At 31.9% G+C, this 20,839-nt stretch carries 25 protein-coding genes; 21 read left to right on the forward strand and 4 right to left on the reverse strand.

Going from position 1 to position 20,839, the window contains the following annotated elements:
- Nucleotides 1-7: 7 nt before the first annotated feature.
- The 5 genes from DK508_RS11590 to DK508_RS11610 are packed head-to-tail and all read left to right on the forward strand — an operon-like array spanning nt 8 to nt 3,434.
- Nucleotides 8-445, forward strand: coding sequence for a 3-hydroxyacyl-ACP dehydratase FabZ family protein (locus DK508_RS11590; RefSeq protein WP_109300924.1), 438 nt, complete (start codon nt 8-10; stop codon nt 443-445).
- Nucleotides 446-452: 7 nt separating this feature from the next.
- Nucleotides 453-1,346, forward strand: a complete 894-nt coding sequence (locus DK508_RS11595) for an alpha/beta hydrolase (protein ID WP_109300925.1) — start codon at nt 453-455, stop codon at nt 1,344-1,346.
- Nucleotides 1,343-2,617: a beta-ketoacyl synthase gene (locus DK508_RS11600; RefSeq protein ID WP_109300926.1), complete on the forward strand. Its 1,275-nt coding sequence runs from the start codon at nt 1,343-1,345 to the stop codon at nt 2,615-2,617. Before DK508_RS11595 ends, DK508_RS11600 begins: the two co-directional genes overlap by 4 nt.
- Nucleotides 2,618-2,643: 26 nt before the next feature.
- On the forward strand, nt 2,644-2,898 hold the full coding sequence (locus DK508_RS11605) for an acyl carrier protein (RefSeq protein ID WP_109300927.1): 255 nt from the start codon (nt 2,644-2,646) through the stop codon (nt 2,896-2,898).
- Entirely contained in the window at nt 2,895-3,434 is a 540-nt protein-coding gene (locus tag DK508_RS11610) for a 4'-phosphopantetheinyl transferase superfamily protein (RefSeq protein ID WP_109300928.1), read from the forward strand. The genes DK508_RS11605 and DK508_RS11610 overlap by 4 nt, the downstream gene beginning before the upstream one ends.
- Before the next feature lie 56 nt (nt 3,435-3,490).
- Here the strand turns inward: DK508_RS11610 and DK508_RS11615 are convergent, their stop codons facing one another.
- Nucleotides 3,491-4,078, reverse strand: a complete 588-nt coding sequence (locus DK508_RS11615) for a YceI family protein (protein ID WP_109300929.1) — start codon at nt 4,076-4,078, stop codon at nt 3,491-3,493.
- 251 nt (nt 4,079-4,329) lie between these two features.
- Between DK508_RS11615 and DK508_RS21350 the strand changes: the two genes are divergently transcribed.
- From DK508_RS21350 to DK508_RS21120, 3 genes are all read left to right on the forward strand, one after another.
- Nucleotides 4,330-5,421 carry a serine protease gene (locus tag DK508_RS21350; protein ID WP_200831866.1) on the forward strand — a complete coding sequence of 364 codons (1,092 nt, stop codon included), beginning with the start codon at nt 4,330-4,332 and terminating at the stop codon, nt 5,419-5,421.
- A gap of 74 nt (nt 5,422-5,495) precedes the next feature.
- On the forward strand, nt 5,496-5,756 hold the full coding sequence (locus DK508_RS11625) for a carboxypeptidase regulatory-like domain-containing protein (RefSeq protein WP_109300930.1): 261 nt from the start codon (nt 5,496-5,498) through the stop codon (nt 5,754-5,756).
- Nucleotides 5,757-5,883: 127 nt separating this feature from the next.
- Nucleotides 5,884-6,039: a hypothetical protein gene (locus DK508_RS21120; RefSeq protein ID WP_160114666.1), complete on the forward strand. Its 156-nt coding sequence runs from the start codon at nt 5,884-5,886 to the stop codon at nt 6,037-6,039.
- Nucleotides 6,040-6,064: 25 nt separating this feature from the next.
- On the opposite strand, the gene DK508_RS11630 is transcribed toward DK508_RS21120, so the two are convergent.
- Complete coding sequence (locus tag DK508_RS11630; RefSeq protein WP_109300931.1) at nt 6,065-7,276, reverse strand: multidrug effflux MFS transporter; 1,212 nt, start codon at nt 7,274-7,276, stop codon at nt 6,065-6,067.
- 116 nt (nt 7,277-7,392) lie between these two features.
- Here DK508_RS11630 and DK508_RS11635 point away from each other — a divergent pair, with 116 nt between their 5' ends.
- From DK508_RS11635 to DK508_RS11685, 11 genes are all read left to right on the forward strand, one after another.
- Nucleotides 7,393-7,959 carry a hypothetical protein gene (locus DK508_RS11635; protein WP_109300932.1) on the forward strand — a complete coding sequence of 189 codons (567 nt, stop codon included), beginning with the start codon at nt 7,393-7,395 and terminating at the stop codon, nt 7,957-7,959.
- 88 nt (nt 7,960-8,047) lie between these two features.
- Nucleotides 8,048-8,623: a DUF4251 domain-containing protein gene (locus DK508_RS11640; RefSeq protein WP_109300933.1), complete on the forward strand. Its 576-nt coding sequence runs from the start codon at nt 8,048-8,050 to the stop codon at nt 8,621-8,623.
- 85 nt (nt 8,624-8,708) lie between these two features.
- Nucleotides 8,709-9,575, forward strand: a complete 867-nt coding sequence (locus DK508_RS11645) for an aldose 1-epimerase family protein (RefSeq protein ID WP_109300934.1) — start codon at nt 8,709-8,711, stop codon at nt 9,573-9,575.
- Nucleotides 9,576-9,681: 106 nt separating this feature from the next.
- On the forward strand, nt 9,682-10,794 hold the full coding sequence (locus DK508_RS11650; protein ID WP_109300935.1) for a type 1 glutamine amidotransferase domain-containing protein: 1,113 nt from the start codon (nt 9,682-9,684) through the stop codon (nt 10,792-10,794).
- Between the two features lie 6 nt (nt 10,795-10,800).
- Nucleotides 10,801-12,363, forward strand: a complete 1,563-nt coding sequence (locus DK508_RS11655) for an amidohydrolase family protein (protein WP_109300936.1) — start codon at nt 10,801-10,803, stop codon at nt 12,361-12,363.
- Between the two features lie 93 nt (nt 12,364-12,456).
- On the forward strand, nt 12,457-13,506 hold the full coding sequence (locus DK508_RS11660) for a helix-turn-helix domain-containing protein (RefSeq protein ID WP_160114667.1): 1,050 nt from the start codon (nt 12,457-12,459) through the stop codon (nt 13,504-13,506).
- A gap of 54 nt (nt 13,507-13,560) precedes the next feature.
- Nucleotides 13,561-14,421: an AraC family transcriptional regulator gene (locus DK508_RS11665; protein WP_109300938.1), complete on the forward strand. Its 861-nt coding sequence runs from the start codon at nt 13,561-13,563 to the stop codon at nt 14,419-14,421.
- Nucleotides 14,422-14,558: 137 nt separating this feature from the next.
- Nucleotides 14,559-14,858, forward strand: coding sequence for a DUF1330 domain-containing protein (locus tag DK508_RS11670; RefSeq protein ID WP_109300939.1), 300 nt, complete (start codon nt 14,559-14,561; stop codon nt 14,856-14,858).
- Nucleotides 14,859-14,903: 45 nt separating this feature from the next.
- Entirely contained in the window at nt 14,904-15,860 is a 957-nt protein-coding gene (locus tag DK508_RS11675; RefSeq protein ID WP_235016387.1) for an LLM class oxidoreductase, read from the forward strand.
- A 27-nt stretch (nt 15,861-15,887) separates the two neighbouring features.
- Nucleotides 15,888-16,697, forward strand: a complete 810-nt coding sequence (locus DK508_RS11680; protein ID WP_200831867.1) for an SDR family NAD(P)-dependent oxidoreductase — start codon at nt 15,888-15,890, stop codon at nt 16,695-16,697.
- Between the two features lie 251 nt (nt 16,698-16,948).
- Entirely contained in the window at nt 16,949-17,140 is a 192-nt protein-coding gene (locus tag DK508_RS11685; protein ID WP_109300941.1) for a cold-shock protein, read from the forward strand.
- A gap of 235 nt (nt 17,141-17,375) precedes the next feature.
- Here the strand turns inward: DK508_RS11685 and DK508_RS11690 are convergent, their stop codons facing one another.
- Complete coding sequence (locus tag DK508_RS11690) at nt 17,376-18,695, reverse strand: M23/M56 family metallopeptidase (protein WP_109300942.1); 1,320 nt, start codon at nt 18,693-18,695, stop codon at nt 17,376-17,378.
- Between the two features lies 1 nt (nt 18,696).
- The gene (locus tag DK508_RS11695) at nt 18,697-19,080 is read right to left on the reverse strand and encodes a BlaI/MecI/CopY family transcriptional regulator (protein ID WP_109300943.1); all 384 of its coding nucleotides are present in this window, start codon (nt 19,078-19,080) and stop codon (nt 18,697-18,699) included.
- A gap of 306 nt (nt 19,081-19,386) precedes the next feature.
- Between DK508_RS11695 and DK508_RS11700 the strand changes: the two genes are divergently transcribed.
- Together DK508_RS11700 and DK508_RS11705 are read left to right on the forward strand one after the other, a co-directional pair.
- The gene (locus tag DK508_RS11700; protein ID WP_235016389.1) at nt 19,387-20,040 is read left to right on the forward strand and encodes a DUF6515 family protein; all 654 of its coding nucleotides are present in this window, start codon (nt 19,387-19,389) and stop codon (nt 20,038-20,040) included.
- 29 nt (nt 20,041-20,069) lie between these two features.
- A complete protein-coding gene (locus tag DK508_RS11705; protein WP_160114668.1) occupies nt 20,070-20,804 on the forward strand; it encodes a hypothetical protein in 735 nt (244 codons plus the stop codon).
- Nucleotides 20,805-20,839: the final 35 nt, after the last annotated feature.

The following is a 20,839-nucleotide window of genomic DNA, read 5'->3' on the forward strand; positions in this document are numbered from 1 at the left end:
AAATCAAGTGAACGTACAAGAAATTATTAAAAAACTACCATATAGTAAACCCTTTTTATTTGTAGATGAAATTCTAGAAATTAATACTGAGTATATAAAAGGAGGATATACATTTGGTCATGATGAGTTTTTTTATGAAGGTCATTTTAAAGACAATCCCATCACACCTGGGGTTATTTTAACCGAATGTATGGCTCAAATCGGTATGGCTTGTCTTGGGATTCATCTTCTTGGACAAGAATGGGATGATGCCGAATGGAGTATAGCCATGACAAGTAATGAAATTAATTTCTTAAAACCAGTTTTTCCTGGGGAACGTGTTGTCGTTCATGCAGAGAAAGTGTATTTCAGGTTTAATAAGCTGAAATGTAATGTAGTTATGTATAACGCCAATCAAACAGTAGTTGCAAAAGGTGTGGTGGCTGGTATGGCATTCAAAAAATAGAACAAATATGAGTTTAGGGTATTTCCTGGTGAAATTAGTACTTAAAATAAAAGGAGAGAAGCGATCATGGTCGCAAGACCCTATCGATTATCAATATAAAAGAAAACAGGATGAGCATAATCCCAGTAAAAAATTTTTGGTAGGTTGTTCTTTCGAGACTAATGAAATTGGATTATGTAAAGTAACTAGTATTACTCCTAAGACTATGTTTACAGATGTTTTGTTGTTGTATTGTCACGGAGGAGCTTTTGTGTATGGTCCGACCAAAGAAAACTGGATAGCACTCTCAAAATTGGCAAAAAGAACGGGCTCAAAAGCTTGGATGATTGATTACCCTAAAGCTCCAGAAAGTAATATAGAACAAATTACCGAAAATGTATATCAGGTATATTTAAAGGCTATAAAGATATATGATCCTTCAAAAGTAATTCTGATCGGAGATTCGGCAGGAGGGAGTTTAATATTAACATTAGCCCAACGATTAAGTAAAGAGAATAGACAACAACCTAATTGCCTGATTGCAATAACTCCTGTGGTAGATGCAAGTGTTTCTAACGATAAAATCCCTGAGATAGATCTTATTGATCCCATCTTAAGTATAAAAGGAGTGCTATCGGCTAATAAAATGTGTGTTGGCGATTTGTCCCTAAAAGATCCTTTGATATCTCCATTGTATGGAGGCTTAAAAGGTCTACCACCTATTCATCTCTTTATGGCTACAAATGATATTTTAACACCAGATCAGGAAAAAATGGTAGAAGAGGTTAGATCCGTAAATGGTGAGATAAATGTAATTGTTGGTAAAGGTTTACCACATGTATGGCCTATCCTGCCTATTATGCCCGAAGCTAAACAAGGATTGGATAAAATAGTTTCTATTGTTAAGGAAGCTGCATTATGAAAAATAGAAGGGTTGTTATTACAGGTTTAGGTGTGGTTTCTCCAAATGGAACGAACGTTTCAAATTTTAAAAGAGCCATACAACAAGGAACAAGTGGCATACGATATATTGAACAATTAAAAGAATTAAAATTTTCGTGTCAAGTAGCTGGTTTTCCAGTGTATAAAAAAAACTATCTAAATAATTACTTTAATTCTATTCAATTAAAAGGATTAAATGCTTCAGGTATGGAGTATGGGGTTATCTCGGGTATTGATGCTTGGAAAGATGCCGGTTTTTCAATAAATAAAACGGATACGCCAAATTGGGATTGCGGTGTTATTTTTGGAACAGGGATTTTAGGAGTAGATAAATTTAGAGAAGCTGTTTATAAAGTAGATCAAGGTAAGGTGAGAAGATTAGGAAGCACTTCGGTAACCCAAACAATGGCCAGTGGTATAAGTGCCTTTTTGGGCGGTATGTTAGGTTGCGGAAATGTGGTAACCACTAATTCTTCTGCATGTAGTACAGGTACAGAAGCGATTTTAATGGGCTATGATCGAATATCAAGCGGTAAGGCAGAGATTATACTTGCCGGTAGCACAAGTGATAGTGGTCCTTATGTTTGGGGAGGTTTTGATGCGATGCGTATTTTACCTTATAAGTATAATGATAACCCAACAGTTGCATCTAGACCTATGAGTGCTACGGCAAGTGGTTTTGTTCCTGGTAGTGGTGCTGGTGCATTGGTTATTGAGAGTTTGGATAGTGCGCTAAAAAGAGGAGCTTCTATTTATGCTGAAATACTAGGAGGTCATGTTAATAGTGGAGGGCAACGAAACGGCGGTAGTATGACTGCCCCAAACAGTGTTGCGGTACAGCAATGTATTACTAAAGCAATAGAAAACTCGAATATTAAGGCTACCCAAATCGATGCTATTAATGGTCACTTAACTGCTACTGGTAAAGACAGTACAGAGATACAAAACTGGAGTGAAGCATTAGGCAGAAGTGGAATAGATTTCCCTTATGTTAATTCTTTAAAAAGTATGATAGGACACTGTCTAGCAGCATCTGGTAGTATCGAAAGTGTTGCTACAGTATTGCAACTAAAAGAAAATTTCATTTTCGGAAATATCAATTGTGAAGATCTACATCCTGATATTGCATCAGTGGTGAGTCGGGATCGAGTGCCTGTTCAAACAATATATACTTCTCCTAATATTATTGCAAAAGCTAGCTTTGGATTTGGAGATGTAAATGCTTGTATTATCTTTAAAAAATATAATTAGTTATTAAGACTATTACTACACTACATATGACAAACGAAGAATTACTATTAAAATTAAAAACCATTATTGCGCCTTATGTTCAAAATCAAAACGGGTTAGACTCATTGAATGAGAATACCGATTTTATTAAAGATCTTGAGATTAATTCGGCTAATCTTGTAGATGTTATATTAGACGTAGAGGATGAATTTGATATTGAGATAGATAATGAATCGATGGAAAAAATGATAACCGTTAAGGCTTCTCTAGAAGTTATTGAGAGTAAACTTAGTGCAAAATGATCGGTAACGATATTGTAGATCTTAGATTAGCTCGATATGAAAGTGATTGGCAACGAAAAGGTTGGTTACAAAAAATATGTACCAAAGCCGAACAATATCATATTTTAAATGCCGAAAACCCTGAACTTCTAGTATGGGAATACTGGAGTAGAAAGGAAGCAACTTATAAGGCACACCAGAGGAGATTTCCTTTTAAACCAAAATACAATCCTGTTGATTACGAATGCGTTAAGAATAGAGTGAACATAGAAGGTTTTAGTTATGTAACTAAAACACAATGTACTCAGGATTGGGTATATTCAATAGCGAGTATTGTACCCGTAAAATACACCTCACTAGTGCTAGATGATTATGAACTTGCTAGAAAGGGATTAGTTCGTTTTGTGTCTGAAACTTTTTCGGTGGATCCAACTCAAGTATCTATTTTTAAGGATACCTATCGTATTCCGCATCTCATAATTAATAGTGTAATTAAGGATTTAAATTTTTCTATTACGAATCATGGATTATTCTCGGCTTTTATAATTGATTTATGAAAAAAACGCGAGAAACGATTCAATTTCTTAGTATGTTTTACATTTCTCATATAATCTTATTTTATGATCGGAAAGTAAAAACGAACATCTAACTTATTCTTTTCTCTTTCATCATGTATAGATACTCCAAAATCACTAGTGTAGATGGTTGTTTTACCTAAAAGCTTTTTCTCGTCTAATGAAAAGGTAATAATCACTTCTTTTTGTATTCCTTTGATAATTAGGTTACCTATTACCTTATAAGTATTAACATCAAATGAAACTACTTGTGTGCTCACAAAACTGATTGTTGGGTGTTTCTTTTTATAAAAGAACTTCTCCCACATCAAATGGCCATCTCGTAAAAAATTATTTGTATCCAAGGTGTTTATCATAGCAGTACCCTTAAAAACAGCATTATCTATATCATTAGGGTTAAAGTTTACCTTAAAATTTAATCCTCCAATAGTACCAGATGTTTCTTCTTCAATAAAATCAAAAGATATTCTAGACTTTTCTTGATCAAAATCTAATCCTTGAAAATCGTTAATAAGCGTATAATCTGTGGTCGAATTATCTACAGGAATTATATCATTGGTAATAGATACCTGGCAAAATAGAGAGGTAACGCATAATAATACAAGGGTATTTAAAAAAAACTTCATAATCGATTTACATTAAGTATTTCTAAAAATAAAAAGAAACAACAATCATTCCAAGGGATTTACCTCTTTTTACACCATGCATCAACTCGGGTAAATATAGTTTTTAAACTATTGATTTATAGTTATTTAACTGTTTTTTATTGTAGCGTTAGTTTATATTTTTGCACTTGTAAAATTGCAATTTATAACAAACAGAGTTCAATTATGCATACGAACTCTACTGGTAAAACAAAATTATTAAAACACAAATCATGAAGAAAAACGGAATATACGAGGAGCAAAACTCAGATGAAACAGGCGTGATTGAAGAATCTTTTGAAGGTTCTGGTAATAACTTAGAATTTGATGAATTCGAAGATACCTTAATAGACGAAACAGAAGAATCTGCAAATGATTATCTCGAAGTAAGTAGTGATAATAATGAGGAAGATCTCAATTCTGATGATTTAGAAATTCCTTTTGAAGGAAACGAAACCACAAATGAAGGTACTTTGGCAGAAGAAGGTACTTTGGAGAAAGTAAGTGGTTATGATTATTCTGTAGTTGATGAACAGGAAAGTGAAGAGGAAGAAAACGAAGAACAACTTCTGGACGCTTATTATGCAGAGTTTGGTGATCCTACTGTAGCTAAGTTAATGAATAGTGAAAGCGGTAAAAAAATGATGCAAGAGGTAGTTATCGGTAAAGATGATCGTAAACAAATTAAAGGTACTACCAAATATCCATGGCGTGCGATCTGCTCATTGCGTATTAAAGCCAAAGATGGCACGAGTTGGATAGGAACAGGTTTCCTTATTGGCCCAAGAACTGTTATTACAGCTGGTCATGTAGTATATATGCACAAGCATGGAGGATGGGCAAAGAGTATCGAAGTAATACCAGGTAGAAATGGATCTAAGAAACCATATGGATCATGTAAAACATCTCATTTTCACTCTGTAAAAGGTTGGACCAAAAGTAAAAAACGAAGCCATGATTATGGAGCTATTATTCTACCCAAGAACTGTAAGTATGGAAACAAAGTGGGATACTTTGGGTATGGAAACTATGGTTTCTTTGATCTGTTAGGACTTAAAGTAAATCTTTCAGGATACCCTGGGGATAAACCCGCAGGAACACAATGGTGGCACGCTAGAAAGATTAAAGCAGTAACGTCTAGAACACTAGTATACAATATTGATACCGCAGGGGGACAAAGTGGATCACCTGTTTGGAGAATCAAGAATGGTAAGAGATATGCTGTAGGTATACACACGAATGGTTTTTCATTAGGTAATTCTGCTACTAGAATAACTAAACCTGTTTTCAAAAATCTTAAAAACTGGAAAAATAAATATAAGTAGTAAAGTAACATTGGGGATGAGTGTGATTATCGTTAAACACACTCATCCTTTTATGATAAGGTTAAAATTGATTCATGGGGGCATTAATTAAGGGAAAAATAGTAGATAGCTTATATCAAAAACCAATAGAAGAAGCTGTAATTACAATGAGTAGTTCTACAGTGTCTCGGTTGGTCGATATAGCCCAAGTGACTAATGAGGTAGGTGATTTTATTTGGAAAGATTTACAACCTGGAAGGTACCAAATTTTGATTGTAGCCAATGGCTACGAAACCAAAGAAATTGTAGTTACCCTGCAATTGCACGAAGAACAGGATCTTTTCATAGAATTGTAAAGCAATCAAATATATTTATCATAAAATAAATATAAAGTGTTATTAACTAAAGGATTAAAATTAAAAAAAGTAATAACTTAGAAAGGAAATAGTATATCAAATGAGTTAATAATACAAAATTAAGGTTATGAGCGACAATAATAAAACTTCAAAAAAGAGACGCTTCGCTGACTTTCAAACTAAGTATCGTAGGTCTTCAAATTTTGGATACGGATCAACGAGAGATCAGTTTGCGATTGTAGGTGATGGAGAGTTGGTAGTGCCTAAAGGAAGTAAAAAATAATGTATACCATTATTAATCTAACTTCTTAGTTATGTGCAAGTTTTCTTTTTGCGGATTTTTTCAAATACATGAGAATGATAATGGATAATACACCGCATATAAGGAAACCTATGAATAAAGGTAATGTAGTATCCTTTACAAATCTTCCAATATAGGTACTAATGGGAACAGCCATAATAGTAGAAATAAATCCAGTGATAGCCGCACCTATACCAGCAATATGACCAATGGGTTCCATCGCCAAAGCTCTCAAATTCCCGAACAAAAAGCCAATAGCAAAGAATTGCATTCCAAAGAAAGCCAAGAGAATAGTAATACTTGGGTTTTGTCCATTATAAAATAAAAGTATATACATTAGAGAGATACCAAAAAAGGCAAATAGGGATGTGGTTACTAATTTTTCCATACCATATTTCAACACTAATGTTCCGTTTAGAAATATAGCCGAGCCAATTGATATCGCCAAAAGTCCAAAAATATAAGGAAACTCTTCCTTTAAATGATATTGCTGCTCAAAAATCTGTTGAGATGTACTTAGATAGACCATAAAAGAACCAACTACAAAACCAGAAATTAAGGTATAACCAATTGTCGTTTTGTATTTCATCATTTCTTTTATACCGTCGATTAAAATAGTAAGTTTAAAAGGTATTCGTTTTTCGACAATCAAAGTTTCGGGTTGTCTTTTCCAAAACCAAAAGGAAACTAAAATACTAAAGAAGAGTTGTATGTAGAATATAGCTTGCCAATCATAATGATCTAATACAAATTTACCCAAAGCTGGAGCAATTATAGGCACCAAAATGAATACTACGGTAATAAATGACATAATACGAGCCATATAATCACCACTATAAATATCTCGTATCATAGCAATGGCAATAGTTCTGGGAGCAGATAAACCAATGCCCTGAAGTATCCTACCTAAAACCATCATTTCTAAGCTTTCGGCAAAAATGCATATTAAACTCGCCACGATAAAAAGTAAAAAACCCATATATACAATTGGTTTTCGTCCTAAACTATCCGAAATAGGACCAAAAACCAATGGACCAATTCCTAATCCCAAGAAAATCATGGTAATTAGTAATTGATTATCTGCTAATTCTTTAGTACCAATGGTGATTCCGATTATATCTAATGCAGGAAGAAGCGCATCGATAGCTAAAGCCACAACCGACATAAGAGATGCCATTAGGGCAATGAATTCGAACTGAGCTAGCTTTTTCTTTAACATCCGGCAAAAGTAACTGATTTAGAACTCATACTATCAAAAAGGAATGTTATATTATGTGTTGCTTGTAACGTATATTATTTTAGGTAGTCTTTATCATTACAACTAATAATAACCTTATGAACAGCGAACAATTTTTGGTTTCTAAGTGGACAACTCATGTTATGTTAGAATTGAATAAAAATGGTGGGTCGAAAGTTCTAAGTATCTTATTTTTAGTTTTTTTTATAAATTATTCGATGTATTGTCAAGAAGAAGTAAATGACAATGAAGATCCAAAGGTTAGTACTAGCGGAGCTTCTTACGTAGATAAATTGAATCCCGGACAACATGCAGTATTTACTATAAATTATAGAGTGAGTTCTAACCTTTTTTTTGAAACACGAGGGGATTTGAAAGTTTATGGATTAGTGGAAGTTTTTAAAACTTCTTTGTTGGCAAAACGATATGTATCGGATAAGTTTTATTTTCTTTCTGGTGGGGAAGTAGAGCTAACAAGGGATTTTTCTGGTCGTGGTGTTCAACAGTTTTCCCCACAACTTAAATTATTAAATGGTTTTGGGTATGATATCAATTCACATTTTACTATTGAGGCGCTACACGATCTAAATTTTAGCGAAAATAGTAATTTAGGACCTTTTGCAAATCCAAATATGTTTTCAGTAAAGGGTAAATTTAAGTTTTAGTAAACAAAATTGAAATTAAAACTTTGTATATTACGGTATGAAGTTTGATGTATAATCAATTATCTGATAAGGGCTTAAAATATATGACATGAAAATTAGAATATTTTTATTTGGATTAGGACTACTACTCATAAGTTGCAGTAGTTCAAAAGATATAGTAGCACCAACTGAAAAAAGTAGAGCTTTAGATGCATTAGTAAAAGAAAAAGCTTTTCAGATTGATTTAAATTGGGCTTACCCTTTAGCAACAGGCACTTTAAATCGTATTGCCAATAGTGGATTGTTACCACCAGGGAGTACAGCAAGTAGCATAAGTTTGATTGGAAATTCTAATTATTTCAAAATGCATGGAGATAGTATCACTATGGATTTGCCGTATTATGGAGAGCGTCAACTAGCTGGAGATTATGATACTAGTAAGAATGGTATAAAATTTAAAGGAGTACCAGAGAATTTTGAAATACAAAAGAACGAGAAGAAACAAAGTTATGAGATGAGCTTTTTTATTAAAAATGATAGAGAATCTAGTAGGGTAATTATCACATTATTCCCTAATCACATAGCCAACATCAATATAAATAGTAGTCATAGAACTCCAATACGTTATAAAGGCGATATGAAACCATTGTCTAATGATAATCGAACTAGGATTACTCAGCAATAATTTTTTTCTTTAAAACATTGCGTATTTTTCATAATCTAATGTACTTTTAGTATAAGAATTCCCATCATGGGATTATTTATAGTTTATGTACATTCTGGAAAACGATACACTAAAAGTCACTGTAAATCCAATAGGAGCAGAGCTGTCTAGTATTATAAAAAAATCAAATCAAAAAGAATACCTTTGGCAAGGTGATCCCGAGATATGGGGAAGCCAAGCACCAGTACTTTTTCCTATTATCGGTGGCTTAAAGAACAATAGTTATTTGTTTGAAGGAAAAGAATATACCATGCCAAAACATGGCTTTATTCGTTATAACAAAGATTTAGTTGCTTCGCAATCCAAAAACAAGATCTCTTTTACATTATTTAGCTCGCCAAAAACGTTGTTGGTCTACCCATTTGATTTTGTTTTCACGATTGATTTCGAATTATTAGAGAATCAAATTATAGTATCTCATACCATACAAAATACAGGGCATCAAAAAATGTATTTTTCTATAGGTGGGCATCCTGCTTTTAATTGCCCTATAAATCAATCTCACTCATATGAGGATTATTACATCTCTTTTAAAGAGGGTAAAGGAACTCCTAGTTATGTTTTAAGTCCTAATGGTCTTATCAGTGATGATACCATCTCGGTATTTGATGATGATAAAATCTATTTAACATCGGACATATTTAATAATGATGCATTAATATTTAAAAATATACATGCAAAAGAAGCAACTTTATGTCATAAAACAAATGGTGAAATAATCTCGATTTCCTTTCCAGATTTTAGCGATTTGGGAATATGGGCCAAGCCTAAGGCTCCATTTGTATGTATAGAACCATGGTTTGGATATGCTGATATAGTAGATACTGATCAACTTTTGATCACGAAAAAAGGAATTCAAGGGTTAAATGAAGACGCAATACATAAAAGTAGATATCAAATCGAGATTTTATAAATAGGATACTATTTAAAACATAATATAATCTGACAGAATTATCATTTCGACAGTCTTTACAATGATTTAAGCATTACTTAGCACTATAATTTTAATAGTTCTTGTTATGCTTAAAAAATATCCCTTTATTAAATGGACACTTTTATTCTTTGGTAGTTTAATTATTTTTGTTTTTGCTTTCGGATGGTGGTTTATTAGTTTGTTATCAGATAACAAAACCTATGTCGATATATCTACTACGCAAATTTCAGAATTACCATATGTCTCCCAAAATATCATATCACCAAGAGGAAAAATTCTAGCTGTAGTTACGAGCACTGATAAAATGGGTAGTACTGATAAAAAAACAGGTTACGAATTAACTGAATTGTCACGTGCATATTATGTATTTCAGGCCAATGGTTTTGAGGTAGATATAGCAAGTCCCGAAGGAGGTAATTCTCCAGTTATAATTGATGATGAAGATATGGGAGAATTCGATTATGCATTTCTAAATGATCATATTGCCCAGGATAAAACCAAGAATACAATGGCTATTAAGGATATAGATCCAAAAGCATATGAAGCGGTTTTCTTTGTAGGAGGTAAAGGAGCAATGTTTGATTTTCCAAAAAACAAAGCCATTCAAAATATTATAAAGGTTTTGTATCAATCAAATAAAGTGGTAGGCGCGGTATGTCATGGGCCTGCAGCGTTGGTAAACGTAACTCTTGATACAGGTAAACCATTATTAGAAAATAAAAAAGTAAGTGGTTTTACCAATAATGAAGAATTACTTCTTATTTCAGATGCTAAGGAGATATTTCCTTTTCTTTTACAAGATAAATTGATGGCGCAAGGAGCACAGTTCAATGAAGGAGAAATGTATCTAGAAAACATTAGTCATGACAACAACTTGATTACGGGTCAAAATCCATGGTCGACATGGGCGTTAGCCGAAACAATGATTTCACAATTAGGATATAGCCCAAAATATCGTAAAATCACCGACGAAGAAAATGCTGTAAAAATAGTATCTGTTTATAAAGCTAAAGGAATCATAGAGGCGAAAGAAATAATAGAACAAATGATCTTGATAGAAAATAAAGAAATTAAAAGAGAATTAATAGCTCAACATGGTATTGTTGCGGTTATGAAAGGTAATATTAATCGTTTTTTCGGTTTGGTACGATTGGTTTCTTTTGTTAAAAGAACAGAACAGAACAAAATTAAGCCTTAGTGTAATATGAAAAAAAGAATCATTAAAATATCTAAAGTTTTTTTCTTTTCTATAGGCATACTCTTAATTATTATAACACTAGGGATTTTATGGCCAATGCCAAGCATAGATACACCTAAAAAACATAAAACTATTCTAATAAAATCTATAAATATAATTGATGTTATTACAGGTAAAGTTTTAAAAAATAGAGATGTTTTTATTGAAGACAATAAGATTAAATTAATAGATACAGCTGGGAGCATAAAGGCGAACCAGGCAATTTTTATTGTTCAGGCTAAAGGAAAATATATGATACCTGGTTTATGGGATATGCATACGCATTCTAATCATCAATCTCCGTGGTTACATCATCCTTTGTATATAGCCAATGGTGTTACCGGAATTAGAGACATGTCCGGAACTTTAGATAAAAAAGATAGTTATTGGGTGGGTAGTAGTGAACGTTTAAATTGGAATAATGATTTACAACAAAATAAAAGAATTACACCTAGATATGTTCTACAGAGCAGTTATCAAATTGATGGGAAACATTCTGTACCAAAAAGTTCACCACCCTTTTTTAAACTCGAAAAAACGAATGATATAGATGATTTTTTAGATTTTTATAAAACCAAGAATATTGATTTTATTAAGGTGTATCAGCAAATACGACCAGATTCTTATAGGAAATTAGCATTAGAAGCGCCTAAATATGGAATACATTTGGCTGGGCATAAGCCAATGTTTTTAAGCTTGGAAGAAGCAATACATCTAGGTCAAAAAAGCTTTGAACATGGTAGGATATTTATGTTTGAAGCTTTTCCTAAAGCCGATAGTTTAAAAAATCCGAATACCTGGAAAAGCTTCTATTCTAAATCAAAAAAATCAATGATTTTGGATTATGATGAAAGTATAGCAATGCGGTTAATGGAATTAATGAAAGAAAAAAAAGCCTATTGGACCCCAACTTTACAAACGTTAAAGTTTGAGGCATATGCTCATAATCAAAAATTCTTAAATAACATTAATCTTAAATATATAACACCGGTAAGAAAGAAATTATGGTGGGGAATTGATGTTAGTAATAATAAGAAAAGAAATGAATCAATAAAGCATAATAATGTAAGTGAAGATTTCTATCAAGTATCAAAAAAACAAGTAAAAATGGCACACCATATTGGTGTGCCAATTATGACAGGAACAGATGTTACCGATAGCTATACATTCGCTGGATTTAGTCTTCATGATGAGTTATATGAGTTTACCGAAAGCGGATTGTCTAATCTAGAAGCACTGCAGACTGCAACTATAATCCCTGCCAGGTATGCAAATTTACAAACCAACTATGGTTCTATAGAAATAGGGAAGATGGCAGATTTGATTATTCTTGATCAAAATCCTTTAGACAATATTAAACATACTCAAAACATACATTCTGTATTGTTAAATGGGATTTTATATGACTCTAATAAAATTGATGAATTGAAGAAGTTTACCGAATCTAGTACTTCGAGTTTTCATATGAATGTAAAGGTGTTAAACAGTTTTATAAATAGCCCTTTAATTAGAGTTCAATTTGCAGACTAATAACTGACTTTTAAAAGAAAATAAATGAAAGATATTCCGTTTGGATTGTTTTATTTGTATGTGAAATATACCTAAATTTGAAAAAATGATGTATTGAGTTTTTCGGATATACTTCTTATCATTATTAGCAGTGCAGGACTTGTACATGGAGTACTGTTTGCATGCTATTTATCCCTTTTTAAAAAGAGAAAACAGATTACAAATCTTTTATTGGCCTGGATTCTTATTTTCATGGCTTTTAGGATAAGTAAATCCGTATTGTTGAATTTTGGCAATCGTTTAGAACCTGTGTTTATTTTTGCAGGATTAGCTTTTTTACTGTTAATAGGCCCTATTTTACGATGGTATGTTTTGGGAATGACACGATCAAATTTCAAGTTACCAAAATACTATCCTTTAGAACTTTTACCATTCACTTTAATTTTTATAGCTAGTCTTTTTGTAACCAAAGAATGGTATGAAAATAGTAAATTGGTTATAATCATTTTTTCTAGTGGACTTATATTTATATACCTTCATTTTGCATTTTATATTGCCATGTCATGGAGAGCTTTACAACAAACACGAGCAAATTACCAACAACAACTCCAGACAAAATCTCAAAAAGCAATCTTTAGTTGGTTACGGTATGTGTTAATTGGTTTTATAGTAATATGGATATCTTATGTTCTTAATATTTTAGATGATACTGTACCTTATATTATTGGTCCAATACTATACTCAGTAATCATCTATTTTTTAAGCTATAAAGCTTTTGTTCTTAAGGCCACAGATTTAGATGGAAATGTATTTAAGATAAGTAATGACGATGAGTTATTCAACAAAATTACTGAACTTATTGTACACAATAAATTATACAAAGAACCAAATATATCGTTAACGAAAGTGAGTAAAATGATAGGTAAGACTCCACAATTAACGTCATCGGTGATTAATCAGTATGCCAAACGCAATTTTAATGATTTTATCAATTATTATCGAATCCAAGATGCAAAAAAAATACTTCAGGATGTAGAAAGTGACATGTTTACCATTTCCTCAATTGCCTTTGATACTGGATTTAGTAGTCTTTCTTCTTTTAATAGTGCTTTTAAAAAATTTGAAGGTATAACGCCTTCATCCTATAGAAAAGGTAACATGTAGTTTTTATATTTTTATAATTTTTGGGATTATAAATCTTACGAATATATTTGTTTTATGGCTAGAACTATAATCGATAACATTGTTATTGAACATTATGAGAATGCAGATTTTTTTGAGTTCTGCAAGTATACCAGTATTCGTTTTTTTGAAGTTTTACACTTTGAAAAGGGTAGTGGTACTTTAACGATTAATGGTAATACAACGCCATATTCGGCAAATACCACATTTGTATTTGTTCCTGATGATATATACATAGTTGAGGTTGAAACCAAAACCACAGTGACTACGATAAAGTTTTTAAGAAGTTTTTTTAGTAATTCATTAAATTCAAATTCGGCATTACCAATACATAATTGGTTTCGTAAAATTGAAAGAGTACTGCATATTGGGAGTCATCAATTAAGAGCATTAGAGTTTTACTCTAAAGATGATAAAGTTCATTTAGCATCCTTAATTGAAATCCTCTATAAAGAGAATGAGAAAAAGGAATCCTTTGATATTATAATCATAGAAAACTCACTTACTATTATACTTCATATTATAAGTCGAAATATTAAATGTGTAACAGATCCCGAAGTTGCTATAAGTCAAAACACTAAAATCCAGGATATTATTGATTATCTACATACACATATATATCAACCGGAGTTATTAACCAATAAGCAACTTGCCAAACAATTTAATATCGCAGATAATTATATCGGACAGTATTTTAAAAAGTACATGGATCTTAGTATTAAAAAATATGTCCTTAATTATAAATTAAAGCTAGTCGAAACCCGCTTAAAGCATACAGATATGCAGTTTTCTGAAATCGCTCTAGAACTTGGCTTTACAGATGCAAGCCATCTAAATAAGACCTTTTTGGCCTATAAAGGCCAAACAATTGGTGCATATAAAAATAGCTTGGCCTAATAATATTATAATACCTACACTTCGTTTTTTACCTAAATGTCATTGTTTTTGACCAAAGAAAAGGTCGTTTACCTAGGTAATTTTGTAATGTAATTCAGAATTGCATTAAAACAATTATTTAATAAAAAATAGAAATTATGTATTATTCAATTTTAGATGTAACACCAACAAATGATGCTTGGGTACCTTCATATATTGGACCTGCAACAGAAATTCTTAAAAAACACGGAGGTAAATATTTAGCTAGAACAGCTAATCATGAACGTGTAGAAGGTGCAGATGATAGTGCGGCTTTACGTATTATAATAGAATGGCCATCAAAACAAGCAGCTCTTGATTTTATGAATGATCCTGGATATGTTCCTCATTTAAAAGAGAGAACAGCAGGATCTATCAGTAATCATTATCTTATTGAGGCCAAAGATGATTTACTGTAACAATAATATATTAAGAAAATGCCTCTTTAACGGGGCATTTTTATTATGAATGTGATGAAGGGTTTTCAAAAAATAAATAAGGGTTATAGTCATGTTTTTAAAGCCAATCATTTGAGTTTAGGGCTTGTAGTTCCTATAGAAAGTTATATTCAGAACTCAATTCCTACAATGAAAAATCATATAGAGCGTGTTAAACTAATTGAACAATTTGGTTTTAAAGCATTGTGGTTAAGGGATGTGCCTTTTCATGTTCCTTCTTTTGGTGACCCAGGCCAAATGTTTGATCCATTTACCTATTTAGGATACCTAGCTAGTCAAACAAAAGAAATTGCTTTAGGTATTGCCAGTATAGCTTTGCCATTGCATCATCCTGTTCACATTACAAAAGGAGCTACTACGGTAGATCAATTATCTGGCGGTAGATTAATTTTGGGAATAGCTTCTGGAGATCGATATGATGAATATCCTGCAATGGGTATAAATTATGCCGATAGAGGTGAACAGTTTAGAGAAACTTTCAATTACATAAGAAAGGCACAAGATGATTTTCCAACATTTGAAACTACCCATTACGGAAGATTATCTGGCAATATTGATATATTACCTAAAGCAACAGCACATAAAATACCACTGTTAATGACTGGGTATAGTCAACAATCATTAGAATGGAATGCTGAAAATACCGATGGTTGGATGTACTATCCAAGAGATATACATACTCAAAAACATACTATAAAAAAATGGAGAGAATTAATTCCTAATACTCAGGATTATAGTAAACCGTTTATGCAACCTTTGTACATCGATTTACAAGAAGAAGAGGATTTTAAACCACTGCCAATTCATTTAGGGTTTAAAACAGGAACAAAGTATTTAATTTCGTTTTTACAACATTTGCAGCAAGTTGGAGTGAATCATGTTGCGCTTAACTTGAGGTTTAACTCGAGTAATATCGAAAATACTTTAGAACTACTTGCAAACAAAGTGATAACGCAATTTTAAAAAATAAACAACACAAAATATAATATGATGAAGACAATATTAATTACCGGAAGTACTGATGGAATAGGTAAACTTACCGCAGCTAAATTGGCAAACGAAGGACATACTATTTATCTTCATGGAAGAAATCCAGAGAAATTGACAAAAGTAGTTGCTGAGTTAAAAGAAAGTACAAATAATGAAAATATAAAAGGTGTCATTGCCGATTTTTCAGAATTAGGCCAAGTGCAACAATTGGCAGAACAGTTAAATCAAGAATTACCCAAACTTGATGTGCTAATTAACAATGCAGGTATATTTAATAGTCCTGTAGCATTTAATTCTTCTGGTTTAGATATTAGATTCACTATAAACTATTTTGCTCCATACCTATTAACTAATTTGTTGCTACCTATTCTGCAAAAATCAATACGACCTCGCATTATCAATTTAAGTTCTGCCGCACAGGCAGTTGTTTCTAAAGAAGTCTTATTAGGTAAAAAAGAAGTATCAGTTAATGGTTCATATGCGCAAAGTAAATTAGCGTTAACTATGTGGAGTTTTGATCTTGCAAAAAACAATAGCAATATAGATGTAACAGCAGTAAACCCAGGATCTTTATTAAATACCAAAATGGTACAAGAAGCCTATGGGCATCATTGGTCGTCTGCAGATAAAGGTGCCGATATATTATTTGAATTAAGTGTACTAGAAAAGTATCAAAATGTTTCTGGAAAGTATTTTGATAATGATAAAGGTGACTTTGGAAATGCGCATCCGGATGCTTATAATGAAGAAAAAATCAATGATTTAATCGAGATTACCCGCAATTTATTGGATGATTTCATGATTTTTTAAAATGATATCCGAAATAAAAATTGTCATGATTCTTATAGTGTTAATATAATTATAACCTCAAAAAAACCCGGTTATCAATCTTGAAACCCAGTAATAATTGATAAAACGAAGGTATGGAACTATCAGTTAATCAATATATATAACAACTAATTTGATCGATATTTAAAAATTATTGAATTAATTTGCTGTATATCAAATTAATAATATGACCTTTGCAAATCATATTATACAATAAATTTAAATATAACACAATGAATAAAGGAACAGTAAAATTCTTCAACGATGCTAAAGGTTTTGGATTTATCACTGAAGAAGGAGCGAACAAAGATCATTTTGTACACATTTCTGGATTAATCGACGAAATTCGCGAAGGTGATGAGGTTGAATTTGATCTACAAGAAGGAAACAAAGGATTAAACGCAGTGAACGTAAAAGTTATCTAATACATATACTTTCAAGTTTAATAAGAAACTCATCTTTTAAGATGAGTTTTTTTGTACACGAATATTTAATAAAAATTAAGGGTATTGTTTTATTATTCTTCTGGTTTCTCTCGATATTGTTTTTAATACCACCCAAACTAATTTATCCCGAAAAACATTGTATTAAATGGATTTCGGGATAATGACTCTAGAGTATTACTAAACTTGTATAATTCAAAAAAGAATTAGAATGCTATTACATATAATCTAAGGGGTTTAGATTTTTCTCATTTTGTTTTACTTCATAATGTAAATGCGGCCCAGTAGAAAGGCCAGTAGTACCCACATAACCAATAACATCACCTTTTTTAACTTTTTGATTTTCGACGGCTTTAAATCCATTTAAATGAGCATACCAGGTTTCATAACCATCTGCATGTGTAATCACCATTAAATTACCCCAATCGCCTTCCATTGCCGCTTTTGATATAATACCATCAGCAGTAGCTAGAACCGGTGTTCCAATTTTGGCGCGTATATCAATACCTCTATGTTTGATATTTTTAGTTAGTTTAGGGTGCTTTCTCACTACTCCAAAAAATGAAGTAATATCGCTTTTCGTTGCATTTTGTATAGGGAATAGAGAAGGAGGAGTACTTAAAGAATCTTCCATGTCAGGGATGTTGAGATACTCAGTATGTTCAACCCCTGGTGATGAAAATGCCGAAATTAGAAAAGCGCAAACCGGTAGAAACAGAATGTATCTAAGTTGTTTGATTCGATTTGATTTTGTTTTTGTCATCATAGTTATTCGTTTTTTTAAAATTGATTGATTGAAGTAATTATATAAATTATTAGATTTAGTAATCTCTAGATTTTCTAGTAGCAACTGCATATACTGAGAAGTTTTAACTCCTTTTTCAAGTACACCTTTATCCGCCTGAAATTCATGAATAGATTTCAGTGATTTACGATAATAGTACAATAGTGGATTAAACCAAAAACATGCAATATATAGTTCAATGAGAATCACATCCCAAGAATGTTTTAATCGAATATGTGTTTTTTCATGCTCAAGAACTTGATTATCACAGGTGTTAAATTTATGTTCGGGAATAAAAACCCAATTGAAATAAGAAAATATCTGTGGTACTTGGGCGATGACTAATTGATACCCTTCTTTTTTTTGCAGGATAGATCTATTTTTAAGTACAATCAGTTTTCTTGCAGAAATCAAGATTCTAAGTATATATATCGAAAACACAATCCAATATATTGTTCCTATTATTATGTTATATTGGAAATAAGATTCTAACAAAGGTTGTTCTACTGCGAATAATTGTTGATCGATAGCAGTGGTATCTATATGTATGGGAATAAACGAAGGTACCTCTATGATTTTAGATGATAAGACCGGAAATAAATTATTAAAAAGAGGAAGAATAATGGAAACTGGAAGTAAAGCAACTAGTACAAATCTATTTATAGTATAAAAAGTTAGCTTGTTTAGGAATACTAGATAGAGAATATATAGAATCGAAAATACTAAAGCAACTTGTATAAGATAAGGAACCATATTATTCGTTTTTGGCTTTTAATTGTTCAATTTTATTTTCGAGCATCAGCTTCATCTTTTCCAATTCGGTAAGATCTAAATCTTCATTATTGGTGAAAAATAAGGCGAATTTACTAGGAGATCCATTAAAAAAACTGCCAATCACTTCTCTCATGTGTTTTTTAAAATAACTATCTTTTGATATCGTTGGATAATACTGACGAATTTTTCCATAAGTATTAAATTTCAGGAAGTCCTTTTTTACCAAAACACGCACTACTGTTGATATAGTGGTATATGCAGGTTTAGGTTCTGGAAACTGTTCTACAATATCTTTTAAGAACGCTTTTTCGAGTTTCCAAACATATTGCATTATTTGTTCTTCGGCTTTTGTTAGTTCATTCATGAGTCAAATATATAACTATTTTCTGTTTTACGACTATAAATATAGTTATATTACTATAAATATAGTTATGTCTACTGATAATCATACGATTTATGAACAAAATATAGCCCCGTAAAGAATCTATTTTATGGGCGAGAGATAGAACAGGCAGATAACTACTATATAATATGGTTCACTTATTATTTAGACCACTTTAGTACCATATTTAGACGTTTCGCTGTATTCCAGTCCTTTTTTCATTTCGTCTCAGCCTACATTTGAACAATAATTAAGAATCCAGTTGTTTAACTTAAATGTAAAACAGAAATGAAAACACACACACATATTATAAAACTGATTTTAATGATCATAATCCTTATCAACACGGATTCTGCTCTTGCTCAACGTAACAGCGATACTCGAAACAGAGTAGCTAGTAGCACTCCTATACATCAAAAAATAGGATCTGTGCATACTACTAAACACTACAAAAGGGATCGATATAGAACACAACCAGTTCATAGAAGCCCTCATTACAGATATCCTCGACATCATAGGGTAATAAGAACACTTCCTAGACATCATGTAAGGTTGGTATATCGTGGATTACCTTACTATTATCATGCAGGAATATATTATTCGGTTTATAATAACGGATACGTTGTGGTTATGCCGCCTATAGGGTTTAGAATTTCGGTATTACCTGTAGGGTATGTAAGGGTAGTACTAGGGCCATCAGTTTTTTTCTATCATTCTGGAGTGTATTATAAAGAAACAACAACTATATCTTCAGAAGAAGGGAAATATGAAATTACTAAACCTCCCGTAGGAGCTGTTATTAAAGAAATAGATAAAGATGCAGAAGAAGTAATAATTGATGGAAAAGTATTCTATGATTATAATGATATGCTATATAAAAAGATATCTACGTATGATGGCAATACAGCTTATGAAGTTGTATATGTAAACGAAGAAGAATAACATTAAATCCAACCTAAACTATGAAAACTATGAAAATTATTAAAAGGTTACTAGTACTGGCATTACTAATTAGTTGCTCTGCCAATGCACAAAATGCAAAAGAAGCAATTCAAAATACAAAACAAATAACAGAAGGAAGAAGAAATTTGGAACGGGATACTAAAGAATTACAAGAAATCAAGTTGAAGATAACGTTGTTCAAAAAAGCATTTGATGAACAAAACTCAGTCAAGACGAATGCTCTAAAACAAGATATTATAACTGATATGTATCGAGAAGTAGGACAAAGCCAAGTTAAAGGAAAACAAGCAAGAATAGAAATTGCTCAGAGTTCTGCAGAGATAAGATCTGATAGGAGAGAAGTTCGACGAAATAGAGATGATACAAATAATAGTAGATATGACCGGCATGATGATAAAAGAGATATGGCTCGAGATCAAGTCAATAAACGTGATGATCAAAGAGATCGAAGAGATGATATTCGAGATTTTGAAGCTCAAATTGCTCGTGCCGAACGACAAGCTTCAATACTAAAGACACTTAAAACTTTTAATTTTTCATTTGATTCAGAAATGTTAAAAAAATCTATATTACATAAAAAATTGATACATGAATTTGTGAAAATTCTGGAAGATGATATTGAGGCTACAAAACGTGAATTGGCAGAAGATAATCGCGAAAGAAGAGAAGATAGAAGAGAGCGATTTGATGATCGAAATGAACGCAATGAGCTAGATTCCAAAAAGAGAAGAAAGAAATGGTAATAGAGTAGTTTTTTGATGGAGTTATTTATAAGCCC

Origin of the sequence: Aquimarina sp. AU474, from assembly GCF_900312815.1 — a bacterium.
Lineage (GTDB): Bacteria > Bacteroidota > Bacteroidia > Flavobacteriales > Flavobacteriaceae > Aquimarina.

Excerpts from the sequence above, each read along its gene's own strand:
- DK508_RS11595 (WP_109300925.1), top strand. The coding sequence starts at position 453 with ATGAGTTTAGGGTATTTCCTGGTGAAATTAGTACTTAAAATAAAAGGA.
- DK508_RS21120 (WP_160114666.1), top strand. The coding sequence starts at position 5,884 with ATGAGCGACAATAATAAAACTTCAAAAAAGAGACGCTTCGCTGACTTT.
- DK508_RS11665 (WP_109300938.1), top strand. The coding sequence starts at position 13,561 with ATGGCTAGAACTATAATCGATAACATTGTTATTGAACATTATGAGAAT.
- DK508_RS11625 (WP_109300930.1), top strand. The coding sequence starts at position 5,496 with ATGGGGGCATTAATTAAGGGAAAAATAGTAGATAGCTTATATCAAAAA.
- DK508_RS11615 (WP_109300929.1), bottom strand. The coding sequence starts at position 4,078 with ATGAAGTTTTTTTTAAATACCCTTGTATTATTATGCGTTACCTCTCTA.
- DK508_RS11685 (WP_109300941.1), top strand. The coding sequence starts at position 16,949 with ATGAATAAAGGAACAGTAAAATTCTTCAACGATGCTAAAGGTTTTGGA.
- DK508_RS11610 (WP_109300928.1), top strand. The coding sequence starts at position 2,895 with ATGATCGGTAACGATATTGTAGATCTTAGATTAGCTCGATATGAAAGT.
- DK508_RS11680 (WP_200831867.1), top strand. The coding sequence starts at position 15,888 with ATGAAGACAATATTAATTACCGGAAGTACTGATGGAATAGGTAAACTT.
- DK508_RS11645 (WP_109300934.1), top strand. The coding sequence starts at position 8,709 with ATGTACATTCTGGAAAACGATACACTAAAAGTCACTGTAAATCCAATA.
- DK508_RS21350 (WP_200831866.1), top strand. The coding sequence starts at position 4,330 with ATGAAGAAAAACGGAATATACGAGGAGCAAAACTCAGATGAAACAGGC.
- DK508_RS11700 (WP_235016389.1), top strand. The coding sequence starts at position 19,387 with ATGAAAACACACACACATATTATAAAACTGATTTTAATGATCATAATC.
- DK508_RS11705 (WP_160114668.1), top strand. The coding sequence starts at position 20,070 with ATGAAAATTATTAAAAGGTTACTAGTACTGGCATTACTAATTAGTTGC.
- DK508_RS11690 (WP_109300942.1), bottom strand. The coding sequence starts at position 18,695 with ATGGTTCCTTATCTTATACAAGTTGCTTTAGTATTTTCGATTCTATAT.
- DK508_RS11630 (WP_109300931.1), bottom strand. The coding sequence starts at position 7,276 with ATGTTAAAGAAAAAGCTAGCTCAGTTCGAATTCATTGCCCTAATGGCA.
- DK508_RS11635 (WP_109300932.1), top strand. The coding sequence starts at position 7,393 with ATGAACAGCGAACAATTTTTGGTTTCTAAGTGGACAACTCATGTTATG.
- DK508_RS11640 (WP_109300933.1), top strand. The coding sequence starts at position 8,048 with ATGAAAATTAGAATATTTTTATTTGGATTAGGACTACTACTCATAAGT.
- DK508_RS11695 (WP_109300943.1), bottom strand. The coding sequence starts at position 19,080 with ATGAATGAACTAACAAAAGCCGAAGAACAAATAATGCAATATGTTTGG.
- DK508_RS11655 (WP_109300936.1), top strand. The coding sequence starts at position 10,801 with ATGAAAAAAAGAATCATTAAAATATCTAAAGTTTTTTTCTTTTCTATA.
- DK508_RS11670 (WP_109300939.1), top strand. The coding sequence starts at position 14,559 with ATGTATTATTCAATTTTAGATGTAACACCAACAAATGATGCTTGGGTA.
- DK508_RS11605 (WP_109300927.1), top strand. The coding sequence starts at position 2,644 with ATGACAAACGAAGAATTACTATTAAAATTAAAAACCATTATTGCGCCT.
- DK508_RS11650 (WP_109300935.1), top strand. The coding sequence starts at position 9,682 with ATGCTTAAAAAATATCCCTTTATTAAATGGACACTTTTATTCTTTGGT.
- DK508_RS11675 (WP_235016387.1), top strand. The coding sequence starts at position 14,904 with ATGAATGTGATGAAGGGTTTTCAAAAAATAAATAAGGGTTATAGTCAT.
- DK508_RS11600 (WP_109300926.1), top strand. The coding sequence starts at position 1,343 with ATGAAAAATAGAAGGGTTGTTATTACAGGTTTAGGTGTGGTTTCTCCA.